Below are 22,017 nucleotides of genomic sequence, written 5' to 3'. Positions count from 1 at the left end.
CTGTCACCGCCGCCGGACGGGCGCGCCGGTGACCACTGGACGTGCCTGCACCACCCCGGACCCCCGAATCTAGAGGCTGGGAGTGCCGGGCAGCAATCGGCCGCGGGTAGTAAGCGCTTTCCGCGGTGTCGATCTAGACTCCCGGGACCGGCGGGAAGGCGGGGCGCCATGCGGAAACTGGTGTACGGCATGAACCTGTCCCTGGACGGCTACATCACCGCGCCGGGCGACGACCTCGGCTGGAGCGAGCCGAGCGACGAGCTGTTCCAGTGGTGGCTCGACCAGGAGCGGGCGATCGGTCTGTTCCTGTACGGGCGCAGGCTGTGGGAGACCATGAGTTCCTACTGGCCGACCGGCGATCAGCAACCGGGCGTCACCCCGGCGCAGGCCGAGTTCGCGCGCAACTGGCGAGAGACGCCGAAGGTGGTGTTCTCTTCCACGGTCGGCGAGGTCGGCTGGAACACCCGTGTGCACACCGGCGACGCGGTCGACGAGATCACCCGGCTCAAAGCTGGGGACGGCGAGCCAATGCGGGTCGGTGGCGCGTCGCTCGCGGGCGCGGCGATGCGGGCCGGGCTGGTCGACGAGTACGAGATCGTGACCCACCCGGTGCTGGTGGGTGGCGGCACGCCGTTCTTCACCGCCGTGGACAGCTGGGTGGAGCTGAACCTGGTGGAGACGCGGACGTTTCCCGGCGGGGTGGTGCTGACCAGGTACGAGACGAAGCGGTGAGCGCGACGTCCCGGTAGCGCGAACTCCAGGCCGAGGTCCTCTCACGACGCGTGCGCGTGCTCGCCGAAGGTGCGCCGGTAGGCCCCGGGCGTGGTCCCGAGCCGGGCGTGGAAGTGCCGGCGCAGGTTGACCGCCGACGCGAGGCCGACCCGCGTGGCGATGGCCTCGACCGGGAGATCGGTCTGTTCCAGCAGCACCCGCGCCGCGTCGACGCGCTTGCCCAGCAGCCATTCGCCCGGGCTGACGCCGAGCTGCGCGCTGAACCGCCTGGCGAGGGTCCGGCTCGACAGCCCGGCGTGCGCGGCGAGCGTGCCGACCGTGAGCGGCGTGCCGAGCCGGGCCGTCGCCCAGTCCAGCAGGGGCGCCAGCGACTCGTCGGGCCTGGCGGGCGGGGGCGGCCCGGCGTACTGGAGCTGGCTGCCCTCCCGGTGCGGCGGCAGCACCATGTTCCTGGCGACCAGGGCGGCGTGGGCCGCGCCGTGGTCGCGGCGGACGAGGTGCAGGCACAGGTCGATGCCGGCGCCGGTGCCCGCGCTCGTCGCCACGTCGCCGTGGTCCACGTAGAGCACGTCCGGATCGACCCGCACCCGGGGGAAGGCGGCGGCCAGTTCGCCGGTCTGACGCCAATGGGTGGTGGCGCGCCGTCCGTCGAGCAGCCCGGTCTGCGCGAGCACGAACGCCCCCGTGCAGATGGCGGCGATCCGCGCTCCCCGCCGGTGCGCGGCGCGCAGCGCGTTGACGACCTTCGGCGAAGCCGGCGCGCCGGGTGGCTGCCAGCCGGGGATGATCACGGTGTCCGCTCTGCGCAGTGCCGCCAGCCCCGCGTCGACGACGATCGGGTAGCCGGCGGTGGTCCGCAGCGGGCCGGGGTGCTCGGCGCAGACCCGGAAGTCGTAGCAGTCGGGCACGTCCTCCCGCGTGCTGCCGAAGACCTCGGCGGCGCAGGCGAGCTCGAACGGTGACTGCGGCGGGTTGAGCAGGGCCACCACCCGATGACGGCGCATGGCAGGATTCTACCCACAGGTGTCTTTGTAGACACTGGGCCGCGAACTGTGCAGCGGTCACAGTGGTGCCATGGGAACGACGGACGTGGTGCGCGGGACGGTGGCGGTCGACGGGGAAAAGGCCAGTTACCTGACGGCCGGGCGGGACGGCCCGCCGGTGTTGCTGCTGCACGGGACGTATTGGAGCCGGGTGTGGCTGCCGGTGCTGGAGCACCTCGCGGAGGCGGGGTTGCGGCCCGTCGCGGTCGACCTGCCCGGGCTGGGCCGCTCGGGCGGCGAGCTGACGCCGGAAACGGCCACGGTCCCCGCCCTCGCCGACTGGGTCACGCGATTCGTGTCCACAATGGACATCGCGGGACCGGTCGCCGTGGGGGCGCACGACATCGGGGGCGCCATCGCGCAGCACTTGCTCGTGCGCGGCGGGCTGGAGGTGTCCCGGCTCGCCCTGGTCAACTCCGTCACCTACGACTCGTGGCCCGCGCCCCACGTGGCCCGGTTCCGGGACCCGGGCGCCGCCGACGGCCTGGTCGCCGCCCGCCGCGAGGCCGTGACGGCGGCGCTCGCCGGTGCCGCCACCGAGCAGCTGGTCGAGGAGTACGTGGAGCCGTGGACCGAGCCGCGGGTCCGCCGGTCCTGGCTGGCGCTGGCCGGGGCGGCGGACCACCGCTACACCCTCGATCTCGTGCCGGCGCTGCGGCGGTCCACCACCCCCAAGCTGCTGATCTGGGGCGAGGACGACGCCTTCGAATCGGTGGTGTACGCGGAACGGTTCGCGGCGGAGATGCCGAACACCACGCTCATCCGCATCCCGGAGGCCGATCACATCCCGACCGAGAACGCCCCCGGCCGGATCGCCGACGCCCTCGCGGAGTTCTTCACGGGGTGAGGAGGACGCGGCCGAGCTGCGCGCGCTCGTCGAACAGCTGGTGCGCCTTGGCGACCTCGGTCAGGTTCAGTCGCGTGTGGACGGTCGCGCGCAGGCTGCCGTCAAGGAAGTACCCGGTGGCCTTGGCGACGGCGGCCGTGACCTCCTCCGGGCGAGCCGCGCGCCAGGCGGTCAGCGAGAAGCCGGTGACGGTGCGCAGCGCGTAGAGCGCCCGTGCGGAGACTTCGCCCGGCGTGCCGGAAGCGAGGCCGTACGCCACCAACCTGCCGTACGGGGCGAGCAGGTCCACGCTCAGCGTCGTCGTGTCACCGCCGATCGAATCCAGCACCACGTCGACACCGTCCGGTGCCGCCGCCCGCACCTGGTCGGCCCAGTCGCCCTGGGTGTAGTCGATCGCGACGTCGGCTCCGTGCGCCCTGGCGAACTCCAGCTTCGCGGGCGAACCGGCGGTCGCGATCACCTTGCCCGCGCCGAGGAGCTTCGCGAGCTGCACCGCCAGGTGGCCGATCCCGCCCGCGGCCGCGTGCACGAGCACCGTCTCGCCCGCGGTGAACCGGCCCGCGCGCAACGTGCCGAGCGCGACCGGCGTGGCCAGCGGCAGCATGCTCGCCGCGCCGTCGTCGAGGCCGTCCGGCACGGGCGCGGCCCACTGCGCGTCGGCGATGACGTGGTCCGCGAAGGCGTCTTCGCTGAGTACCGCGACCCGCTGACCCAGCAGCCCCGTGTCGACCCCGGGGCCGACCGCCTCGACCGTGCCGACGACGTCGCCGGTCAGTGCCGCGGGCATCGGGCGCCCGTACTGCGCGCCCAGGCCCTGCCGGAACCGGCTGTCGATGAAGTTGGCCCCGATCACCTCGGTGCGGAGGCGGAGCTCGCCGGTGCCCGGCTCCGGCACCTCCGCCTCCTCGATCCGCAGCACTTCAGGGCCGCCGTAGCTGTGGTACCGGACGCGTCGCACGGTAGTCTCCTCGTTAACTGGATTCGCGGTCCAGTTAAACGTACTGGACCGACGGTCCAGTTGTCTACGGGCACTGAGGAGGAACGGGTGAGTCCGGAGCGCCGCGAGCGGGCCGACGCTGTGCGCAACCGGCGCGCGATCCTGAACGCCACCGAGGAGCTGCTGAGCAGGCACCGCCCGAACGAGGTGACGATCGAGCAGGTCGCCGCCGCGGCGGGGGTGGGCAAGGGGACGGTGTTCCACCGGTTCGGCAGCCGGATGGGCCTGATGGTCGCGTTGATGCGGGAACGTGCGCTGGAGCTGACGGAGGCCGTGGAGAGCGGGCCGCCGCCGCTGGGCCCCGGTGCCCCGCCCCGGGAGCGGCTGCTGGCGTTCCTCTCGGCGGTCGTCGACGTCGTGGGCCGCAACAAGGGGCTGCTCGCCGCGCTCGGGCAGGCCGTCCCACCGACCTCCGGCAGTGAGGACCACCCGGTGTACCCGGTGTGGCACAAGCACGTCAGCTCGCTCATCGCGGCGCAACGCCCGGACCTCGACGCCCCGCTGCTGGCCGACCTGGTGCTCGCGGGGCTGCACTCCGCGCCGATCCTCGAACTCCTGGAGCGCGGCGAAACCACCCGGCTGAAGGCGGCGCTGCACGTACTGGCCGAGGCGATTCTCGGGGAACCCGGTCCAACCCAGGACTCGCAGGTCCAGGCACGAACGGTGGGCGTCGGGGACAATCGGGTCCGTGGCCGAGAACAACCGTGAACTGGCGGACTTCCTGCGGCGGGCGCGCAGCCAGGTGGACCCCTCCCGCGCGGGCCTGCCGCAGGACGGGCGGGTGCGCCGCGTGCCGGGGCTGCGGCGTGAGGAGGTCGCGATGCTGGCGGGGGTGTCGCCCGACTACTACGCGCGCCTGGAGCAGGGGCGGCGCATCACGCCGTCGCCCGCCGTGGTGCAGGCGATCGCGCGGGCGCTGGAGCTCGACGCGGCGGGCCGGGCGCACCTGGAGGACCTGATCGGGCTCACGGCCGCGCCCGCGTCGCGGCGGTCCCGCGCGGTCCAGCGCGTGCGGCCCGGGTTGTACCAGCTCCTCGACTCCCTCGACGGCGAGCCCGCGCTGGTCCTGGGGCGGCGGACGGACGTGCTGGCCGCCAACCGGATGGCGAAGGCGTTGTTCACCGACTTCGACAGCATGCCGGCGACGCGGCGCAACTACGCGCGCTGGATGTTCCTCGACGAGGACGCCCGGTCGCTGTTCGTGGACTGGCAGGACCAGGCCAGGGCCGCGGTGGAAAGCCTCCGGTTCGAGGTCGGCCGCGACCCGGGGGACGCCGCGACGGCCGCCCTCGTCGCGGAGCTGCGCGAGAGCAGTCCCCAGTTCGACGAGTGGTGGGAGCAGCACCGGGTCCACCAGCGCACGCACGGCTCGAAACGGCTGCGGCACCCGCTGGTCGGCGAGCTCACCGTGGAGTACGAAACCCTCACGCTGCCAGGAGATCCGGACACGACGCTGTACGTCTACACCACCCAGCCCGGATCGGAATCGCGGCGGGCGCTGAACCTCCTCGCCAGCTGGGCGATGACCGGCGGGCGCTGACTGTCTACTGTGGACCTTCGTGGGGGAAGCCGATCCGCAGCAGTGCCGCGGCGACGGCGGACGCGAACACGATCAGCGCACCCAGCACGAGGGCCGGCCGGTAACCGTGGTGCAGCAGCGGTGCCACGACGAGCGGGCCGAGGATCTGCCCCGCCGAGTACCCGGCCGTCAGCAGCGCGACCGCGCGCGGGAACCGCAGGTGGGTGCCCGTGCCGAGGGCGACCGTGCTGACCCCGAGGAAGGTCGCGCCGAACAACACGGCCGCGACCAGCGCGGCGACCACACCGCCGGACAACGCGGGCAGCGCGATGCCCACCGCCTGCACGAGCAGTGCGGCCAGCAGCAGGCCGGGCCGTGTCCAGCGCCTGCCCAGCCACGCCCAGCCGATCGAGGACGGTACCGCGGCCAGGCCCACCAGCACCCACGCCGCCGCCCCGAGCGAGCCTGGCGAGCCCTGCCCGATCGCCGCGACGAGGAACGTGCCCGCGATGATGTAGCCGACGCCCTCCAGCGAGTAGCTCACGAACAGGGCGGAGAACCACCGGTGCGTGCGTGGCCGTTCTGCCGCGACCACCCCGCCGGGCTCAGGAGGCGGCGGCAGGCGCCACGCCGCGGCGGCGAGCACCAACCCGAGGACAGCCATCACGATCCAGGCGGAACGCCAGTTCCCGGCGGCGCGGAGCACGAGCACCACGGCGCCGGACAGGGCGATCCCGGCGCCGACGCCGCTGAACCCCCAGCCCGGCAGGTGGTCCCGCAGGTGGCCCAGCACCGAGTTGGCGGCGAAGACGAACACCACGCCGCTCGCGGCCCCGGCGAGCAGGCGCAGTGCGAACCACCAGGGAACCCCGGTGGCGCACGGCATCGCGGCGAGCGTGGCGACCAGGAGGACCAGCGCCGCGCGGTGCAGCACCACCGAACGCCCGAGCCGGGGCGCCAGCATCCCGACGAGCGCACCCGCCAGGTTGCCCACGTAGTTCGCCGTGGCGAGCGAGGCACCAGCGGACGCGGTCAGACCCGCCTGGGCGGTCATCAGCGGGAGGATCGGCGTGTACGCGAACCGGCCGACGCCCATCCCCACCGCGAGGGCCGACGCTCCCCGCGCGGCGTGCTGCCAGTCGGCGCGGAGTGCGCTGCCGTTCGTTGTCGCGACCACGGAGTTCAGCCAACGCGCCCCGCGCGCCCACGTCCACGACCTGCTCGTGAGGACTGGTAAGCGCGGCTTCCCACGGCAGGTCGGGGGCCGGACCTAAGCTCGGCCCATGGAACTGCGGCAGCTCCGGTACTTCGTGGCGGTGGCGGAGGAGCTGCACTACGGCCGGGCCGCGCGGCGGCTGCACATCTCCGGGCCCGCGCTGTCGCAGCAGATCATCGCGCTGGAGCGGGACCTCGGCACGCCGCTGTTCCTCCGCGACCGCCGTGGTGTCCAGCTGACCGGGGCGGGCCGCGCGCTGCTGGCGGACGCCCGGCAGATCCTCGCGCTGGCGGACAGCGCGCGGGAGCGGGTGCGGCAGGAGGCCGAGGCGGCGAGCCCGCTGCGGCTGGGGTACGTGAGCTGGCTGCCCGACGGCCTGCGCGCGCTGGTCGCCCCGGCGGTGTCCCTGCGGGTGGACGACTGGGTGCTGCCGTCCCACACGCAGGCCGACCGCGTCGCCGAGGGGACGCTCGACCTCGCGCTGGCCTGGATCGAGGCCCGGGAAGCCGCCGCGAAAGGGCTTTCCGCCCACCTCATCTGGGCCGAGCCGTTGCCCGCGGTCTACCCGGGCGTGACGACGGACGAACCGGTCCCCGCGGCACGCGTCACGGTGCTCGCCGACGCGGACGAGTCGGCTTGGTCGTCCTGGAACCGGTACGCCGTCGAGTTCGCCACGCACGTGGGGGCGAAGCTCGTGGAGATCCACGACGGCGGCGTGACGGGGGAGGCGTTCTACGCGCACGTCAGGCGGATCAACTCGCCCGTGCTGGCCTCCCCGAAACGCCACACGGCGGCGGTCCCGCCGGGGCTGGGGCACCGCCCGGTCGCCCGGCCCCGTCCACTGTGGACGTGGTCGCTGCTGCACCGCGCGGACGACGAAAGGCCTGGTGTGCGGCACGTCGTGGAGTCGCTGGAGGCCTACGCCCGCGGCCGCGGGTGGACGACCGCGCCCCCGGGCTGGTGGCTGCCCGCCGACGACCCGCACCGGACGGCGCTGGAGACATAACCAAAGCTGATGACCTGCGTGCCTTTTGGCCCCTACCGGGTCACCGCCGGGAGCGCGAGCCTGAACGCATGCTGGTGAGCGAGCGAATCGAACCGACGTGGCAGCGGGATGTCCGGTCCCGGCTGGTGAACGTCCTCATCGGACTGGAGCTGGCCGGGGAAAGCGCCCCGGCGGAGCTGGCCGGGCTGCTCGGCGAGTGCCTGTCCGAGGTGCGGGAGGCGCGGCGCCTGATGGCCGGTTCCCACCAGGGCGGGCCTGGGGTTTACCACAGTGCCGGGGTGTGGGAAAGCCGCGGGAATTCTGAAGAACACCTCATGGTCCTCCCGGTCTCCGCACGGAAGTCTGGAGTCAGCACGAACGCAGGACTCACACGGAACCCGGAGGTAGCCAGATGACCGCGATCGACCAGCCCACCCCCACCGGCAACCGGCGGCTGCCCGCCTCGGGCACCGTGGGGTTCAGCGCCTCACCCGCGCTGGCCCGCAACCTGCAGCTGATCCTCGTCGACCTGATCGAGCTGCACCTGCAGGCGAAACAGGCGCACTGGAACCTCGTCGGCACCGACTTCCGCAGCCTGCACCTGCAGCTGGACGACATCACCGACGCCGCGCGGGAGGCGAGCGACACCATCGCCGAGCGGCTCCGCGCGTTGCGGGGCACCCCGGACGGCCGGTCGGACACCGTCGCCGCCACCACGACGCTGGCCGCGTTCCCGGCGGGCGAGCTCTCGACCGCCGAGGTGATCGAGCTGGTCACCAACCGGCTGCACGCCGCCGTGTCGACCATGCGGGTCGCGCACGATGCGATCGACGCCGAGGACCCGTCCACCTCCGACCTGGTCCACGGCGTGATCGACACGCTGGAGAAGCACGCCTGGATGCTCGACGCGGCCGGCCGCACGCCGCGCCGCTGAACCCGGGTTTCCCGACCCCCGAAAGGAAAAGTCATGGGCAGGATCACCGTCGGACAGCAGAACTCGGAAGCCGTCGAGATCTACTACGAGGACCACGGCGAGGGGCAGCCGGTCGTGCTGATCCACGGTTACCCGCTGAACGGGCACTCGTGGGAGAAGCAGGAGCGCGTGCTGCTGCAGGCCGGGTACCGCGTCATCACCTACGACCGCCGCGGGTTCGGCCAGTCCAGCCAGCCCACCGTCGGCTACGACTACGACACGTTCGCCGCGGACCTCAAGGCGCTGCTGGACCACCTGGAGCTCGACGACATCGTGCTGGTCGGCTTCTCGATGGGCACTGGCGAGGTGACCCGCTACCTCGGCACCTACGGCTCGGTGCGGGTGCGCAAGGCCGTGCTGATGGGAGCCATCCCGCCGTACCTGCTCAAGACCGACGACAACCCCGAGGGCGTCGACCGCTCGGTGTTCGAGGGCATCAAGGAAGCGGTGGTCAAGGACCGGCCGGCCTACTTCAAGGAGTTCCTCGACAACTTCTACAACGTCGACACCTACCTCGGCACGCGTATCAGCGAGCAGGCGTGGCAGAACAGCTTCAACGTCGCCGTCGCGGCCTCCGCGCACGCCGCCTACGCCTGTGTCGACACGTGGCTGACGGACTTCCGTGACGACCTGCCCAAGATCGACGTGCCGGTGCTGCTCGTCCACGGCGACGCCGACCGGATCCTGCCCTACGAGGCCACCGCGGCGCGGCTGCCCGGCCTGATCAAGGACCTGGAGTTCGTGACCGTGTCCGGGGGCCCGCACAACATCGCGTGGACCCACCCCGACGAGGTCAACACCGCACTGCTGGACTTTCTCGGCCGCTGAGCGCCGTCCGCCGGAGCCCGCGGTCACGGGCTCCGGCGGGGCGTGCTCAGGCCGCCGGGGTTTCGGCGGTCGCCGTCAGCACGGCCCGGCCGAGGATGTGGCCGGAGATCGTGAAGCCGAGGTAGGCGGGGGTGGCCTCGGGGCCGACGCCGAGGTGCTCGACGTCGAGCGCGTGCACGACGATGAAGTAGCGGTGCGGGCCGTGACCCGCGGGCGGGGCGGCGCCGAGGAAGTGGGCCACCCTCGCGTCGTTGGGCAGCTGGTAGGCGCCTGCGGGCAGGCCGCTGCCGGTCTCGTCGCCGGCACCCTCGGGCAGTCCGGTCACGTCGGCGGGGATGTCGGCCACGGCCCAGTGCCAGAAGCCGGAACCGGTGGGGGCGTCCGGGTCGTAGACGGTCACGGCGTAGCTGCGGGTGCCTTCGGGAGCGCCGCTCCAGGACAGCTCGGGCGACAGGTCCTTGCCGCCGGGCAGGCTGCCCGAAAGCTGCGCGGCGGGCAGCGGGCCGCCGTCGCGCAGGCCGGGGCTGGTGACGGTGAACGTGGTCGCTTCGGGCAGGCGGGCGAACGGGTCGTTCGCGGTCATCGGGTTGTTCCTTCCACCTGGGTCAACTGGTGTCGTGATCGACTATAGCAAAGATAATCGATTATCTGCCAGATCGTCTACACTCCAGGGACATGACCCTTTCCGACCAGGTCCACGCCCGCCTGCGGGACGAGATCATGCGTGGGGACCACGTTCCGGGTGCGGCCCTCAAGCCCCAGGAACTCGCGAACCTGCACGGAGTCAGCCTGGCCGTGATGCGCGAGGCGCTGGTGCGGCTGGCCGGGGAGGGGCTGGCCGACCGGCTGCCCAACCGTGGTTTCGCGGTCCCGTCGTTCTCCGACCGCCGCTGGCAGGAGATCGCGGAGGCGCGCAGCACGGTCGAACCGGCGATGCTGCGGCTGGCGATCGCCCGGGGCGATCTCGACTGGGAGTCACGCGTCCGCGCCGCACACCACCGGCTCGCGCGCACGCCGCCGTTCGAGCCGGGGGAGGGCGAGTTCGCGAGCGCCGCGTGGTCCGAGGCGCACCGGGTGTTCCACCGCGCGCTGCTCGAGGGCTGCGGCAACACCGTGCTGCTGGAGACGTTCGACCGGCTCTGGACGGCGAGCGAACTCGCGCGCCGGTGGTCGGGCCGCCGCAACCCGGGCCGTGATCACGTCGCCGAGCACGCGGAGCTGGAAGAAGCCACACTGGCCCGAGACGCCGACCGCGCCGCGGCGTGCCTCGCCCGCCACGTGACCCGCACGGCGGAAGGCCTGGTGGATCAGCCCGCGAGGTAGGCCGGTCCAGCTCGGCGAGGGCCGGTCGCGTTGGGGTTGCGGCGGCGGTCTGAGTGCCCGCGTCCCGCAGGCCGGGCTGCGCTTGGTTGCGGATCAGCCCGCCACGCAGGCCTGCCCAGCGCGACGAAAGCCGGTCGCGTTCGGGCTCCGGCGACAGCCGCCGAGGTGCCCGCGTCCCGCGGGCCGGGCCGCGCCTAGTGGCCGATCAGCCTGCCCAGCGCGACGAAAGCCGGTCGCGTTCGGGCTCCGGCGGCACCCGCCGAGGTGCCCGTGTCCCGCAGACGGGGCCGGGCCTGGTGGCGGATCAGCCCGCCACGCAGGCCTGTCCAGCGCGACGACGCCTGGTCGTGTCCGGGTTGCGGCGGCATCCGCCGAGGTGCCCGCGTCCCGCGGGCCGGGCCGGGCCTGGTGGCGGATCAGCCCGCCCAGCGCGACGGGGGCCGGTCGCGTTCGGACCCCGGCGGCACCCGCCGGAGTGCCCGCGTCCCGTGGGCCGGGCCGCGCCTGATGGCCGATCAGCCTGCCCAGCTTGACGAGGGCCGGTCGCGTTCGGGTTGCCGCGGCACCCGCCGGAGTGCCCGCGTCCCGCGGGCCGGGCCGCGCCTGGGGCCGATCAGCCCGCCCAGCGCGACGACGGCCGGTCGTGTTCAGACCCCGGCGGCACCCGCCGAGATACCCACGTCCCGCAGGCCGGGCCGCGCCTGGTGGCGAAGCCGGCCTGCGGGACCCCACGGCTGGGCTGACCCCGATCAGGCCCCTGCCGGGACCTTGTCCAGGAAGCCGTAGACGGTCCGGATCCGGCCGCCGTCGAAGATCGCGACGTCGAAGCCCACCACGAGGGCCTCGCCGCCTTCGGGGCCCAGTTCCCAGGTGAAGCGGGCCTGTTCGTGGTGGGCGTCCACGTCGCCGCCCAGCTTGAACACGAAACCGGGGAACTGGGCCTGCACGGCGCCGATCGTGGCGTCGAGCTGGTCGCGTCCGCGGGCCTCGGCCATCGGGTCGATGTAAGCGCAGTCCTCGGTCCACAGCGCGTCGATCCTGGCGCGGCGGGCCGCCGGGTCCGTCTCGTTCCAGATCGCGATGTAGTCCTGGACCAGTTCGTTGAGATCACTCATCTCCAGGCTCCTCACTCGGTTGTTCCTGCTGGTGAGAACGCTAGGCGGGATCGGGAGCCGGGGAATCGGTCACGCATAAGTACTTTGGACCCATGCTGTACGGCAGGGACCCCGAACGCGCGCGGCTCGACGACGTGCTGGCCGCCGCCGCGGCCGGGCGCAGCGGGGCGCTCGTGGTCCGCGGCGAGCCCGGCATCGGCAAGACCGCGCTGCTGGAGCACGCCGCCGGGGCCGCCGCCGCAGCCGGTGCCCGGGTGCTCCGCGGCGGGGGCGTGGAGTCCGAGGCCGAGCTGCCCTTCGCCGGGCTGCACCTCCTCCTGCGCCCGGCGCTGGACCGGGCCGGCGCGCTGCCGGAGGTGCAGGCGACGGCGCTGCGCAGCGCGCTCGGCCTCGCGGCGCCCGGCAGCGGTGACCGGTTCCTCGTCGGGCTGGCGGTGCTCTCGCTGCTGGCAGACCTCGCCGAGGAACAACCGCTGGTGTGCCTCGTCGACGACGCGCAGTGGCTCGACCACGCGACGGCCGAGACGCTGCTGTTCGCCGCCCGGCGGCTCGACGCCGAGCGTGTCGTCCTCCTCTTCGGCGCCCGTCCCGGGTTCGCGGCGCCGGGCCTGCCGGTGCTGGAACTGTCCGGTTTGGACACTGCCGCCGCGGAAACCCTGCTCGCCGACCACGATCCCGGCCTGGCCCCGCCGCTGCGGTCGCGGCTGCTGGCCGAGGCCGCCGGAAACCCGCTCGCGCTGATCGAGCTCCCCACCGCGCTCCGGGCCGCTGACCCCGGTCCCGCGCTGCCCCTGACCGAAAAGCTGCGTGCCGCCTTCAGCGAGCAGCTGGCCGGACTGCCCGCCGCCACCAGGCAGCTGCTGCTGGTCGCCGCGGCCGACGACACCGGTGACCTCGCGGTCGTCCTCCGTGCCGCCGCCTCGTTCGGCGCCTCGGTGACCGACCTGAGCCCGGCCGAGCACGCCGGGCTGGTCGTGCTCGGCGAGGGCACCATCGCCTTCCGGCATCCGCTGGTCCGGACGGCCGCCTACCAGGGCACGCCGCTCGCCGACCGGCTCGCGCTGCACCGCGCGCTCGCCCAGGCGCTGACGGGTGCCGAGCACGCCGACCGCCGCGCGTGGCACCTCGCGAGCGCGGCCACCGGGCCGGACGAGGCCGTGGCCGCCGAACTGGAGCGCACCGCGGCCGAGGCGGGGCGGCGCCGCGGCCACACCGCCGCGGCCACCGCCTACGCACGCGCCGCGCAGCTCAGCTCCACCGAACCCGCCAGGGTGCGCCGGCTCGTCCTCGCGGCGGAGGCCGCGGCCGAGGCGGGGGAGGCCGACCGGGCCCGGTCCTTCGCGGCCCAGGTGGCCACACCCCCGGACGACCCGGACCTGCGGACACGACTGGTCCTCGTCGATGCGCTCGCCCGGTTCTCCCAGGGCCGGGCGGGCGAGGCGCACCGGCTGGTGCTGGACGCCTCCGCCGGGCTGCCGCCGGAACGGGCGCGGGAACTGTTGCTGGAGGGCGCCTACTTCGGCTGGTTCGCGGGCCGGCGGGAGCTCGCCGAAAGCGCGGACCGGCTCACGGGTTCCGGTCCGCTGCACCGGTTCGTGCAAGCGGCGATGTCCGTCCTGCTCGACCGGGAAGTCGCGGCCGACCTGGCGTCTCTGGGAGAACAGGCGGGGCGCGAGGCGGCCGGTCCCGACGGGCTGCTGCTCGTGTGCGGGCTCCAGCAGGTGCTGGGGCAGGACGGCGCGGTGCTCTCGCTCGCCACGAGAGCTGTGGCGGACGCCCGGGCGGAGGGGCGCATCGCGCGGCTGCCGAACCTGCTGTTCCTGCTCGCCGAAGCCCAGCTCGCGGTCGGCCTGCACCGCGACGCGGTCACGTCGTCCGCCGAGGCCGACCGGATCGCCGAGGACATCGGCCAGCGGCAGTGGCGGGGCCTGCATTCCAGCGTGCTGGCCCACGTCGCCGCCATCGAAGGCGACGAAGCCCGGTGCCGCGAGCTGGCCGCCGCGGTGCTCGGTGCCCACGACGGTCCCGGCATCCCGCGCGCCAACTGGGCGATGGGCGTGCTCGACCTGGGGCGAGGCCGGGCGGCGGTCGCGCTCGCACGGCTGGAAGCGCTTGCCGCGTCCCCGGCGCGTTACGGCCTGGCGGCCCGCAGCGTGCCCGACCTCGTGGAGGCGGCGGTGCGCGTGGGCGAACCGGGGCGGTCGGAAAGCGCTTTCCGGTGGTTCACCGCACGGGCGCGCGGCATGGGCCAGGCCTGGGCCGACGCCCTCGTCGCGCGCTGCCGGGCGCTGCTCGGTCCGGAGGACGAGGCGGAGCAGCACTTCAAGACCGCGCTCGCACTGCACGAGGCCGACCGCAGGCCGTTCGAGCAGGCGAGGACCGAGCTGCTGTACGGGGAGTGGCTGCGGCGGGCCCGGCGCAAGGCCGACGCGAGCACCCACCTGCGCTCGGCCCGCGAGACGTTCGAACGCCTGCACGCCGCGCCGTGGCTCGCGCGTGCGGAGGCCGAACTCGTCGCGACGGGTGTGAGCGGCAGCGGCGGCGCGACCACGGCACCCGGCGCACTGTCCCGGCTCACCCCGCAGGAACTGCAGATCGTCCGCCTCGCCGCAAGTGGACTGTCCAATCGGGACATCGCGGCGCAGCTGTTCCTCAGCCCCCGCACGGTGGGGCACCACCTGTACAAGGCGTATCCGAAGCTGGGTGTGCGTTCGCGGGGTGAGCTGGCGGAGCTGCCGCTGCGGGATCCGGGGGAGGGCTGAGCCCGGTCGCTTACGGTCGTGCCGGGAAGAACGTGCCGTCGGAGGGCCCTGGCGAGAGCGGGCTCGCGGTGATCGTGCGTTCGATGGCCGCCGCGCAGTCCCGCAGGCGCGGGAGGATCGAGCCGAACAACGTGTCGTCGCCGACCTGGCCCGTGTGGGTGCCGATGGTGACCGCCGCGACCACCTCGCCCGCGGTGTCGCGCAACGGCACGGCCACGCTGCGCACCCCGCGTTCGAGCTCCTGGTCGAGCAACGCCCACCCCCGCTCGCGCACCTCCGCGATCAGGCCCGCGAGCTCCCCGGGGTCCGTGACGGTGCGGTCGGTGTACCGCACCGGGGGAAACCGCTCGAAGTACTCGGTGAGCGCCGCGGGCGGCAGGCCCGACAGCAGCGCGCGGCCGACCGCGGACGCCGCGGCCGGCACCCGCGTCCCGGGCGCCAGCCTGATCGTCATGACGCGGCCGACGGCCGCACGGGCGAGGAACACCGCCGCCTCGCCCTCGAGCACGGCCAGCGAGCACGAGTGGTCCACCGCGTGGGCCACGTCCTCCAGGTAGGGCTGCACCATCTCGGGGAAGGTCTGGGACGCGATGGTCGCGTACCCCAGTTCGAGGACCTTCGCCGTGAGCCGGTACTTCGTGCCGGTGCTCTCGACGTAGCCGAGCGACTCCAGCGTGCGCAGCAGGCGGCGGGCGGTGGCGCGGTCGAAACCGCACGTCGTCGCGACCTCGGTCACCGACAGTTCGGCGCGCTCGGCGGAAAAGGCCGTGAGCACGTCCAAGCCGCGGTCGAAGGTCCGCACGAACGGACCGCCGCCACCTTCCGCCACGCCGTGCCTCCCTCGCCGTCAGCTCCTGGCCTGCTCCGCCATTCCACCACGCCGCTCGCCGGCCGGGTGCGGTTGCCGGGTTTCGGGCCCGGCGAGCACGGCACCGGCCGACACCAGCGCCGTGCCGACGACGAACACCCCGACCGCCCAGTACGAGCCGGCCAGTGCGAGCAGTGCCGTCGCGATCAGCGGCGTGAACCCGGCGAGCGGGTCGGAGGCGGAGCGGGCGAGGTTCACCCCGCTGTTGCGCACGCGCGGGTCGAACATCTCCGCGAGGTAGGCCCCCGACACCGACAGCGCGATCTTGATGCCGATGCCGTAGACCAGCACGAGCGCGAGGACGACGAGCACCGGTTCGCGGGTCTGGAGCAGCCAGAAGAACGGGAACCCGGCCACCGCCACGAACAGCAGCCCGGTGAGGAACACCGGCTTGCGGCCCCACCGGTCCGCGCAGCGCCCGGCGAGCGGGATCACGGCGAGACCGGTGAGGTTCGCGGCCATGACCCCGGTCAGCGCGGGGCCGGAGGACATGCCGAGCGTGCCGGTGCAGTAGGAGATCGCGAACACGTTGAACACCTGGCTGCCCACGGCGTCGGTCGCGCGGGCCAGCGCGGCGAGCACGACGTGCCGCCGGTGCGTCCTGAGCAGTTCGCGGATCGGGTTGCGCACGATCGCGCCGGCGGACTTCAGCTCGGTGAACTCCGGCGATTCGTCGACCCGCAGCCGGATGTACAGCCCGACGAGGACCAGCGCGAACCCGACGAGGAACGGCACGCGCCAGCCCCACGCCAGGAACTCCGCCTTCGGCAGCCCGGACAGCGAGGCGAACACGCCGGTGCCGAGCAGGATGCCGAGCGAGACGCCGAGCGCGGGCATGCTCGACAGCAGACCGCGGCGGCGGGCGGTGGAGTGCTCGGCGCTCATCGTGATCGCCGTCCCGTACTCCGCGCCGGCGCCGATGCTCTGCACCAGCCGCAGCAGCACCAGCAGGACCGGCGCGAGCGCGCCCACCTGGGCGTAGGTCGGCAGCAGGCCGATGCCGCCGGTCGCGGCACCCATGAGCACCAGGCACAGCACCATCACGTTCTTGCGGCCGAGGGTGTCGCCCCAGCGGGCGAGCACCACGCCGGCGACGGGGCGCAGCACGAAGCCGATCGCGTAGGTCGCGAACGCGGCGAGCGTGCCCGCGAGCGCGCTGGAGGACGGGAAGAACAGCGAACCGAAGGCCAGGGAGGTGGCCGTGCCGTAGATGTAGAAGTCGTACCACTCGAGCACGGTGCCGACGAGGTTCGAGGCGATCGCGCGGGTGCGGGCGGAACTGGTCATCGTTGACCTCCGGGGTCTAGGCGGTGCGGGGAAGCCGGGGCTGGGCGGGGGAATCGACGATCGCGCCCTGCTCGCGCAGCAGGGCCTGGAGCCGGTCGGCGGGCACGGCACGCGGAGGTACGCCGAGCTGGGTGGCGAGTGCGGCCGCGACTCCGGCGGCCTGTCCTGTGGCCATCGCCGTGCCCATGTGCCGCACCGCGCCCATCGCCGCCTGCGTCGCGGACAGGCACCGCCCGGCGACGAGCAGTCCCTCCACACCGCGCGGCAGCAAACTCCGGTACGGCACCGAAAACGGGGCGGGCGGTTCGACGAGCGTGAGCCCGTTGGTGTTGTCGTGCACGTCGAGCGGTCCACCGGCCTGGGCGACGGCGTCGGGGAACTGCCGCCCGCTCAGCACGTCGGACTCGGTCAGCAGGTGGTCGCCCACCACACGCCACGTCTCCCGCACCCCGATCCACGGCGCGATCGCCGACAGGTGGGCGTTTTCGAAGCCGGGCACCTCGCGACGCAGGAACGACAGCACCCTGCGCACCTGTTCGCGTCCGGCGATTTCCGCCCGCGTCAGCTCCTCGCTGTCCGAACCGTCCAATCCGGACACGCGGGTCATCAGGATGAACGCGTCGTGCCCGGAAGGGGAGCTGACCAGCGACAGCAGCTGCTGGGCCAGCTCACCCGCCGCCACGCCGAGCCTGGCCAGCCGCCGCTTCTCCTCGCGGGGCAACGCGCGGAAGCGGTATATGTCCACATCGGACAGACGGGCCATCATCGTCATCGGCTGGCGCTCGTGCCTGCCCTGCGGGTTCTCGACGGCGCAACCCGCTCTGCGGCACACCACGGCGTCGGCCGTGGCGTCGACGACCACCCCGGCACCGATCGCCTCGGGCGCGTACCGGCCCTGGACGACCAGCCCGCGCACCGATCCCTCGGAGACCACCGGGTCGACGGCCTGGCTGTGCAGCCTGACGTCGAGCCCGGCTTCCGCGGCGAGGTCGTCGAGGACCAGCTTGAGGACTTCCGGGTCGAACGGGAAGGTCCGCACGCGCAGCGGGTTTTCGCTGGCTTCGGCGAGGACGTACGGGGTGAACCCGCTCGCGCCCCCGGCGTCGACGAGCCGTCGCGTGATCTCGTGGCCGATACCTCCACCCACCAGCGTGGTGCGCCAGTAGAAGCCCATGAAGCTCGCGACCATCGCGCCGGTCGCGGTGCCGCCGAGGAACGGGCCGCGCTCCACGAGCACCGTCCGCGCCCCGGCCCGCGCGGCGGCGACCGCGGCGCAGAATCCGGCGGGTCCGCCTCCGGCGACCACGACGTCGGCGGTGGTGGTCACGGGAAGTTCGCGCGGCGGCACGGTGACGGTGTGCTCCGTCGTGAGTTCCGGTAGTGCTGTCATGCGTGTTCTCCTTGCGAGAGCCGGTTGATCGTTTCCGCGGCGTGCCGCACGGCGAGTGCGGACCAGCCGCCGTGCCCCGCGGCATCGCCGACCGCCACGACCGTCTTGCCGGGTACGACGCGCAGCGGGCTGTGCACGTCGGAGCCGTTGACGGACACGAGGATCGGGCCGCGGGCGGGAATGGCGGTGTGCTGCCCGGAGGCGTGCCGGACGTGGATGCGGTCCGGTTCGACGACGGTCGGCACGGATTCGAGGACGAGACGGACCCGTGCCGAGGCGTGGAGCCGGGCGAGCGGGAGGATCTTCGCCCGCGCGCCGACGTCGTGCGCGGGCTCGGGTTCCGCGCCGATGAGCGTCACCCGGGCGCCGGCTGCGGCCAGGTGGTCGGCCACCGCGGTGCCGTCACGGTCCGCGCCCCACACGACGTACTCGTCCTCGAGGTCGTGGTCCTCGGCGAGCCAGTCGCGGAGGTGGTGCACCCGTCCGGCCGGAGCACCGGGCAGGACGGGTACTGAGCGCGGTGTTCCGGTGGCGAGGACGACGATCTCCTCAGGTTGCGCGGGGATCCGGGCGGGGGAGAGGGCATTGCCGAGTTCGACGGTCACCCCCGCCCCGGCCAGCTCCTCCGCGTACCAGTCGAGGATGCGGTGGTACTCCGGGTACTCGTGCAGCCGCGACGCGAGGCGCAAGGCCCCGCCCAGTGCGGGGGCGCGCTCGACGAGCCGCGTCGGGTGCCCGTTCGCCGCCGCGGTCCTGGCCGCTTCCAGCCCGGCGGGCCCACCGCCGACGACGAGGACCGGCGGGCGCGCGGCGGGCCGTACCACCGGCAGTGGTCCGGCCGCCTCGGGCGCCACCGCGCAGCCGACGGGTTCCCCGGTGCGCAGCGCGTCGGTGCAGTAGTTGCACGCGATGCAGGGACGCGGCGATAGTCCGTTGAGGACTTTACGCGTCCACGCGGGATCGGCGTGCAGTGCGCGGGCGACCGTGACGAAGTCGGCCTGTCCGTGGGAGAGGATCCGGCTCGCGGTGGCTCCGTCGGTGATGCGGCCCGAAACACCGACCGGCGGGCCGAGCGCGCGGAACCGGGCGGCGGTTTCCGCGTGCAGACCCTGCGGCAGCTCACCGGGCGGGGTGATCCACTGGCCCGCCTCGTAGCAGCCCGCGGAGACGTCGACGAAGTCCAGTGTGGACGCTCCCGCCCTGCGGAGGATGGCGATGGTGGCATCGGCGTCCAGCCCGTCCGGCACGCCTTCGTAGGCGGAGATCCGGATGCCGACGGCGAGTCCCGGCACTGCGGCGCGGACCGCGGTGAGGACCTCGCCGAGGAAGCGCGCGGGATCGGCGTACTCGTCGGTGCGCCGGTTGGTCCTGGGGGACAGGAACTGCGAGAGCAGGTAGCCGTGTGCGGCGTGGACCGAGACCACGTCGGCACCGGCCTCGGCGCTGCGGCGCGCCGCGTCGGCGAACCGGGTGACGAGGTCGGCGATGTCGTCGCGGTCGAGTTCCAGCGGGAGGTCGCCGTCCACGACCTCCGCGACGACCGGGGACGGGGCCACCGGCGTGTACCCGCTGACGGCCGCCTTCGCCAACCGTCCACCGTGGACCAGTTGCATGCCGAACAGCGCGCCGCCCGCGTGCGCGGCGTCCGCGAGCCGTCGCAGGCCCGCGATCCGTGAGTCCTCGTCCACGGCGAGCTGACGCGGGCGCACCCGCCCATCCGCACGCACGAACGCGGCCTCGGCGTAGACGAGCGCGGCGCCGCCTTCCGCCACGGCGGCGACCCGGTTCACGTAGTGCTCGGTGGGACTTCCGTCGTGACGGCAGTAGTTCCGCTCCATCGGCGCGGCGACCACGCGGTTGCGGAGTGCGGCCGGGCCCAGCCTGAGCGGCGTGGCGGTGTTCACGGGACCTCGATGAGGATCTTGCCGACCGCCGCGTCGCCGTGGTGCGCGAGCGCGAACGCCTCCGCCGTGCGGGCCAGCGGCAGGCGGTGGGTGACCAGGTCCTCGGCCAGTGCCCGGTGCCGCCGGACGAAGTCGATGGCCGCCGGGAACAGCGCCCGGCTGTTCCGGCTGCCGACGAGGTCGAGTTCCTTGTAAGGCAACAGGTTCATCGGCAACCGCGCCTCCGCCGCGGAGATCCCGACGGTCACCACCCGCCCGGCGCTGACGACGAGGTCGAGCGCGGTGGCGAGTGCGGCGGGCGCGCCCGTGGCCTCGACGACGACCGAGGGCCCCTCGCCGCCCGCCCACTCGGCGAGCGCTGCCCGCTGCCGGGAGTCCGGCCGCCCGTCGACCGGGGCGGTGAACTCGGCACCGAAGCGCCGGGCCCGCTCGGCCCGCGTGGGATCGCGGTCCAGCGCGGCGACCCGCGCGCCCCGGTCCGCGAGTGCCCGCGTCGCCAGCAGCCCGATGGGCCCGCAGCCCAGCACGAGCGCGAACGCTTCCGCGGGCGCCAGCGAGCGCTCGACGGCCTGCAGGGCGATGGCCGCCGGTTCCACCACCGCCGCCGTCGTCGCGGACAGTCCGGGCGCCGGGTGCGCGTGGGCGGCCGGTACCACGACCGACTCGGCCAGCGCGCCGTCGAGGTGCACGCCCAGCACGGCGCTGCGGGCGCAAGCGTTCGCCCTGCCCGAGCGGCAGGCGTGGCACCGGCCGCACGAGAACGCGGGCTCGACCACCACCCGCTCGCCGCCGGCCCAGCCGGTGATCTCGTGCCCCTGCACGAGCGGCAGCGACGAGGCCGGGTACTCGCCGGCCCAGATGTGGGCGTCGGTGCCGCACACCCCCACGCACTCCACCCGCACGAGCACCTGTCCTTCCCCGGCCACGGGCGCGGGGCGTTCGACGATCTCGACCCGGTTCGGGCCCGTGGTCACCGCGACCCTCATGAGTCGGGCTCCTGACGCACAAACGTTCGCATAGCGCTCGACTATGCGGCCTCAGGCGCGTGAAGGCAAGAGGTGTGTTTCATGGATCGCACACTTGTGCGCTGGGCGCGCGACTGGTGTTAAGCTGCCGGCGTGAACGAAGACCCGGAGCTGGTGGCCTCCGTGGAACGGGGGCTGGCCGTCCTCGCGGCGTTCCGGCCCGATCAGGACGGCCTGACGCTCAGCGAGGTCGCCAAGGAAAGCGGCCTCGACCGCGCGTCGGCCCGGCGTTTCCTGCACACGCTGGTGGCCAGGGGGTACCTCCGCGCCGACCGGCAGCAGTTCCGCCTGCACCCCGCGGTGCTCGAACTCGGCAACGCCTACCTCGCCGCGCTGCGACTGCCGCGGCTCGCCCTGCCGCACCTGGCCGAGCTGTCCGCGCGCTTCACCGAGTCGGCGTCGATGGCCGTGCTGGACGGGGACAAGGTCGTGTACGTCGCGCACGTGCCGGGCAAGCGCCTGATGGCGCCCGTGGTCACCGTCGGCAGCAGCGTCGCCGCCCACCGGACCTCGCTGGGCCGGGTCCTGCTCGCCGGCAGACCGGACGGCGACCTGGCGAGTGAGCGGTTCGACGCGGCGTTGCGCGCGGAGATCGACGCGGCCCGGCGGGACGGCTGGTTCGCCGCTGAGGAGGAAGGTGCCCGCTCGGTCGCCGTGCCCGTCCGCGATGGGGCGTCGGCCACCGTGGCCGCCATCGGGATCTCCGCGCACGCCGACCGCGTGAGCGCTTCGGCGCTGGCGGAAACGCTGCGTCCCGCGCTGACCGAGGCCGCCGGGCGGATCGAGCGTGCGTACCGCGAGGAGGACGCCGATGCCGATCGTTGAGCGCGTGCTGGCCAGGGTCGAGGTCGACGACCTTGAAGCGGCGCTGGACACCTACCGCGTGCTCGCCGGGACCACCGAGGTCAGGCGCTTCCGGTTCGGCGCGGTCGAACTGGCGTGGGTCGGCCCGTTCCTGCTGCTGGCGGGCGAGGCCGAGGAGCTGTCCCGGGTACGGAGGACGGCGACCCTGCTGGTGGCGGACATCGAGGCGGCGGGCGCCGCGGTCACCGCCGGCGGCGGTCAGGTCCTCGAAGGCCCCGGCGAGGGCCCGAACGGCGCCCGCATGATCGCCCGCCACGGCGACGGCGCGGTGTTCGAGTACATCCAGCCGGGCTGATCCGCGGGGCCGCAGTTCGCTTTCTCGGCCGGGTTCGGCTCCCC

The 22,017-nt window shown here is 73.8% G+C and carries 22 protein-coding genes; 12 read left to right on the top strand and 10 right to left on the bottom strand.

What is annotated here, in order from left to right; genetic code table 11:
* Positions 1 to 168 precede the first annotated feature (168 nt).
* Entirely contained in the window at positions 169 to 732 is a 564-nt protein-coding gene (locus BMZ92_RS10290; protein ID WP_091505586.1) for a dihydrofolate reductase family protein, read from the top strand.
* Between the two features lie 41 nt (positions 733 to 773).
* Here the strand turns inward: BMZ92_RS10290 and BMZ92_RS10285 are convergent, their stop codons facing one another.
* On the bottom strand, positions 774 to 1,736 hold the full coding sequence (locus BMZ92_RS10285; protein ID WP_091505584.1) for a helix-turn-helix domain-containing protein: 963 nt from the start codon (positions 1,734 to 1,736) through the stop codon (positions 774 to 776).
* Between the two features lie 70 nt (positions 1,737 to 1,806).
* Here BMZ92_RS10285 and BMZ92_RS10280 point away from each other — a divergent pair, with 70 nt between their 5' ends.
* Positions 1,807 to 2,622: an alpha/beta fold hydrolase gene (locus tag BMZ92_RS10280; RefSeq protein ID WP_091505583.1), complete on the top strand. Its 816-nt coding sequence runs from the start codon at positions 1,807 to 1,809 to the stop codon at positions 2,620 to 2,622.
* Here the strand turns inward: BMZ92_RS10280 and BMZ92_RS10275 are convergent.
* Positions 2,612 to 3,580 (bottom strand): quinone oxidoreductase family protein, encoded by a 969-nt coding sequence (locus tag BMZ92_RS10275; protein WP_091505581.1) that lies wholly within the window; start codon positions 3,578 to 3,580, stop codon positions 2,612 to 2,614. The genes BMZ92_RS10280 and BMZ92_RS10275 overlap by 11 nt on opposite strands.
* Positions 3,581 to 3,667: 87 nt before the next feature.
* On the opposite strand from BMZ92_RS10275, the gene BMZ92_RS10270 reads away from it, so the two are divergent.
* Positions 3,668 to 4,327, top strand: coding sequence for a TetR/AcrR family transcriptional regulator (locus tag BMZ92_RS10270; protein WP_091505579.1), 660 nt, complete (start codon positions 3,668 to 3,670; stop codon positions 4,325 to 4,327).
* Positions 4,308 to 5,159 carry a helix-turn-helix domain-containing protein gene (locus BMZ92_RS10265; RefSeq protein ID WP_091505577.1) on the top strand — a complete coding sequence of 284 codons (852 nt, stop codon included), beginning with the start codon at positions 4,308 to 4,310 and terminating at the stop codon, positions 5,157 to 5,159. The genes BMZ92_RS10270 and BMZ92_RS10265 overlap by 20 nt, the downstream gene beginning before the upstream one ends.
* Before the next feature lie 4 nt (positions 5,160 to 5,163).
* On the opposite strand, the gene BMZ92_RS10260 is transcribed toward BMZ92_RS10265, so the two are convergent.
* Positions 5,164 to 6,315, bottom strand: a complete 1,152-nt coding sequence (locus BMZ92_RS10260) for a YbfB/YjiJ family MFS transporter (RefSeq protein WP_245782984.1) — start codon at positions 6,313 to 6,315, stop codon at positions 5,164 to 5,166.
* 106 nt (positions 6,316 to 6,421) lie between these two features.
* Between BMZ92_RS10260 and BMZ92_RS38575 the strand changes: the two genes are divergently transcribed.
* The 4 genes from BMZ92_RS38575 to BMZ92_RS10240 all read left to right on the top strand — a co-directional run bounded on the left by BMZ92_RS38575 (position 6,422) and on the right by BMZ92_RS10240 (position 9,140).
* Entirely contained in the window at positions 6,422 to 7,360 is a 939-nt protein-coding gene (locus BMZ92_RS38575; protein WP_091505576.1) for a LysR family transcriptional regulator, read from the top strand.
* Positions 7,361 to 7,434: 74 nt separating this feature from the next.
* Positions 7,435 to 7,755, top strand: coding sequence for a hypothetical protein (locus BMZ92_RS36830; RefSeq protein WP_143249838.1), 321 nt, complete (start codon positions 7,435 to 7,437; stop codon positions 7,753 to 7,755).
* Entirely contained in the window at positions 7,752 to 8,273 is a 522-nt protein-coding gene (locus BMZ92_RS10245) for a Dps family protein (RefSeq protein WP_091505573.1), read from the top strand. The genes BMZ92_RS36830 and BMZ92_RS10245 overlap by 4 nt, the downstream gene beginning before the upstream one ends.
* A 33-nt stretch (positions 8,274 to 8,306) precedes the next feature.
* Positions 8,307 to 9,140, top strand: coding sequence for an alpha/beta fold hydrolase (locus BMZ92_RS10240; RefSeq protein ID WP_091505571.1), 834 nt, complete (start codon positions 8,307 to 8,309; stop codon positions 9,138 to 9,140).
* Between the two features lie 46 nt (positions 9,141 to 9,186).
* Here the strand turns inward: BMZ92_RS10240 and BMZ92_RS10235 are convergent, their stop codons facing one another.
* Positions 9,187 to 9,723 carry a YbhB/YbcL family Raf kinase inhibitor-like protein gene (locus BMZ92_RS10235; protein WP_091505570.1) on the bottom strand — a complete coding sequence of 179 codons (537 nt, stop codon included), beginning with the start codon at positions 9,721 to 9,723 and terminating at the stop codon, positions 9,187 to 9,189.
* A 92-nt stretch (positions 9,724 to 9,815) separates the two neighbouring features.
* Here BMZ92_RS10235 and BMZ92_RS10230 point away from each other — a divergent pair, with 92 nt between their 5' ends.
* Positions 9,816 to 10,463, top strand: coding sequence for a GntR family transcriptional regulator (locus BMZ92_RS10230; RefSeq protein ID WP_091505568.1), 648 nt, complete (start codon positions 9,816 to 9,818; stop codon positions 10,461 to 10,463).
* 749 nt (positions 10,464 to 11,212) lie between these two features.
* On the opposite strand, the gene BMZ92_RS10225 is transcribed toward BMZ92_RS10230, so the two are convergent.
* Positions 11,213 to 11,578 (bottom strand): nuclear transport factor 2 family protein, encoded by a 366-nt coding sequence (locus BMZ92_RS10225; protein ID WP_091505567.1) that lies wholly within the window; start codon positions 11,576 to 11,578, stop codon positions 11,213 to 11,215.
* A gap of 92 nt (positions 11,579 to 11,670) precedes the next feature.
* Here BMZ92_RS10225 and BMZ92_RS10220 point away from each other — a divergent pair, with 92 nt between their 5' ends.
* Positions 11,671 to 14,340, top strand: coding sequence for a helix-turn-helix transcriptional regulator (locus BMZ92_RS10220; protein WP_091505565.1), 2,670 nt, complete (start codon positions 11,671 to 11,673; stop codon positions 14,338 to 14,340).
* Between the two features lie 10 nt (positions 14,341 to 14,350).
* Here the strand turns inward: BMZ92_RS10220 and BMZ92_RS10215 are convergent, their stop codons facing one another.
* From BMZ92_RS10215 to BMZ92_RS10195, 5 genes are read right to left on the bottom strand one after another with little or no spacing between them, the layout of a single operon-like run.
* Positions 14,351 to 15,169 (bottom strand): IclR family transcriptional regulator domain-containing protein, encoded by an 819-nt coding sequence (locus tag BMZ92_RS10215; RefSeq protein WP_091505564.1) that lies wholly within the window; start codon positions 15,167 to 15,169, stop codon positions 14,351 to 14,353.
* Positions 15,170 to 15,187: 18 nt separating this feature from the next.
* A complete protein-coding gene (locus tag BMZ92_RS10210; protein WP_091505562.1) occupies positions 15,188 to 16,495 on the bottom strand; it encodes an MFS transporter in 1,308 nt (435 codons plus the stop codon).
* 16 nt (positions 16,496 to 16,511) lie between these two features.
* Positions 16,512 to 17,885, bottom strand: a complete 1,374-nt coding sequence (locus BMZ92_RS10205) for an FAD-dependent oxidoreductase (protein WP_091505561.1) — start codon at positions 17,883 to 17,885, stop codon at positions 16,512 to 16,514.
* Positions 17,882 to 19,789 carry an oxidoreductase gene (locus BMZ92_RS10200; RefSeq protein WP_091505559.1) on the bottom strand — a complete coding sequence of 636 codons (1,908 nt, stop codon included), beginning with the start codon at positions 19,787 to 19,789 and terminating at the stop codon, positions 17,882 to 17,884. The genes BMZ92_RS10205 and BMZ92_RS10200 overlap by 4 nt, the downstream gene beginning before the upstream one ends.
* A complete protein-coding gene (locus BMZ92_RS10195; RefSeq protein WP_091505558.1) occupies positions 19,786 to 20,775 on the bottom strand; it encodes an alcohol dehydrogenase catalytic domain-containing protein in 990 nt (329 codons plus the stop codon). The genes BMZ92_RS10200 and BMZ92_RS10195 overlap by 4 nt, the downstream gene beginning before the upstream one ends.
* Before the next feature lie 132 nt (positions 20,776 to 20,907).
* Here BMZ92_RS10195 and BMZ92_RS10190 point away from each other — a divergent pair, with 132 nt between their 5' ends.
* Entirely contained in the window at positions 20,908 to 21,639 is a 732-nt protein-coding gene (locus BMZ92_RS10190) for an IclR family transcriptional regulator domain-containing protein (RefSeq protein WP_091505557.1), read from the top strand.
* Positions 21,626 to 21,973 (top strand): hypothetical protein, encoded by a 348-nt coding sequence (locus BMZ92_RS10185; RefSeq protein WP_091505555.1) that lies wholly within the window; start codon positions 21,626 to 21,628, stop codon positions 21,971 to 21,973. The genes BMZ92_RS10190 and BMZ92_RS10185 overlap by 14 nt, the downstream gene beginning before the upstream one ends.
* Positions 21,974 to 22,017: the final 44 nt, after the last annotated feature.

Origin of the sequence: Amycolatopsis sacchari, from assembly GCF_900114035.1 — a bacterium.
GTDB lineage: Bacteria > Actinomycetota > Actinomycetes > Mycobacteriales > Pseudonocardiaceae > Amycolatopsis_E > Amycolatopsis_E sacchari.
This window is presented reverse-complemented; position numbering and strand designations above follow the sequence as displayed.

What these genes read in the sequence shown, in the direction of transcription:
- BMZ92_RS10290 (WP_091505586.1), top strand. Translation starts at nt 169, where the DNA reads ATGCGGAAACTGGTGTACGGCATGAACCTGTCCCTGGACGGCTACATC.
- BMZ92_RS10285 (WP_091505584.1), bottom strand. Translation starts at nt 1,736, where the DNA reads ATGCGCCGTCATCGGGTGGTGGCCCTGCTCAACCCGCCGCAGTCACCG.
- BMZ92_RS10280 (WP_091505583.1), top strand. Translation starts at nt 1,807, where the DNA reads ATGGGAACGACGGACGTGGTGCGCGGGACGGTGGCGGTCGACGGGGAA.
- BMZ92_RS38575 (WP_091505576.1), top strand. Translation starts at nt 6,422, where the DNA reads ATGGAACTGCGGCAGCTCCGGTACTTCGTGGCGGTGGCGGAGGAGCTG.
- BMZ92_RS10245 (WP_091505573.1), top strand. Translation starts at nt 7,752, where the DNA reads ATGACCGCGATCGACCAGCCCACCCCCACCGGCAACCGGCGGCTGCCC.
- BMZ92_RS10240 (WP_091505571.1), top strand. Translation starts at nt 8,307, where the DNA reads ATGGGCAGGATCACCGTCGGACAGCAGAACTCGGAAGCCGTCGAGATC.
- BMZ92_RS10235 (WP_091505570.1), bottom strand. Translation starts at nt 9,723, where the DNA reads ATGACCGCGAACGACCCGTTCGCCCGCCTGCCCGAAGCGACCACGTTC.
- BMZ92_RS10230 (WP_091505568.1), top strand. Translation starts at nt 9,816, where the DNA reads ATGACCCTTTCCGACCAGGTCCACGCCCGCCTGCGGGACGAGATCATG.
- BMZ92_RS10225 (WP_091505567.1), bottom strand. Translation starts at nt 11,578, where the DNA reads ATGAGTGATCTCAACGAACTGGTCCAGGACTACATCGCGATCTGGAAC.
- BMZ92_RS10220 (WP_091505565.1), top strand. Translation starts at nt 11,671, where the DNA reads ATGCTGTACGGCAGGGACCCCGAACGCGCGCGGCTCGACGACGTGCTG.
- BMZ92_RS10210 (WP_091505562.1), bottom strand. Translation starts at nt 16,495, where the DNA reads ATGACCAGTTCCGCCCGCACCCGCGCGATCGCCTCGAACCTCGTCGGC.
- BMZ92_RS10205 (WP_091505561.1), bottom strand. Translation starts at nt 17,885, where the DNA reads ATGACAGCACTACCGGAACTCACGACGGAGCACACCGTCACCGTGCCG.
- BMZ92_RS10195 (WP_091505558.1), bottom strand. Translation starts at nt 20,775, where the DNA reads ATGAGGGTCGCGGTGACCACGGGCCCGAACCGGGTCGAGATCGTCGAA.
- BMZ92_RS10185 (WP_091505555.1), top strand. Translation starts at nt 21,626, where the DNA reads ATGCCGATCGTTGAGCGCGTGCTGGCCAGGGTCGAGGTCGACGACCTT.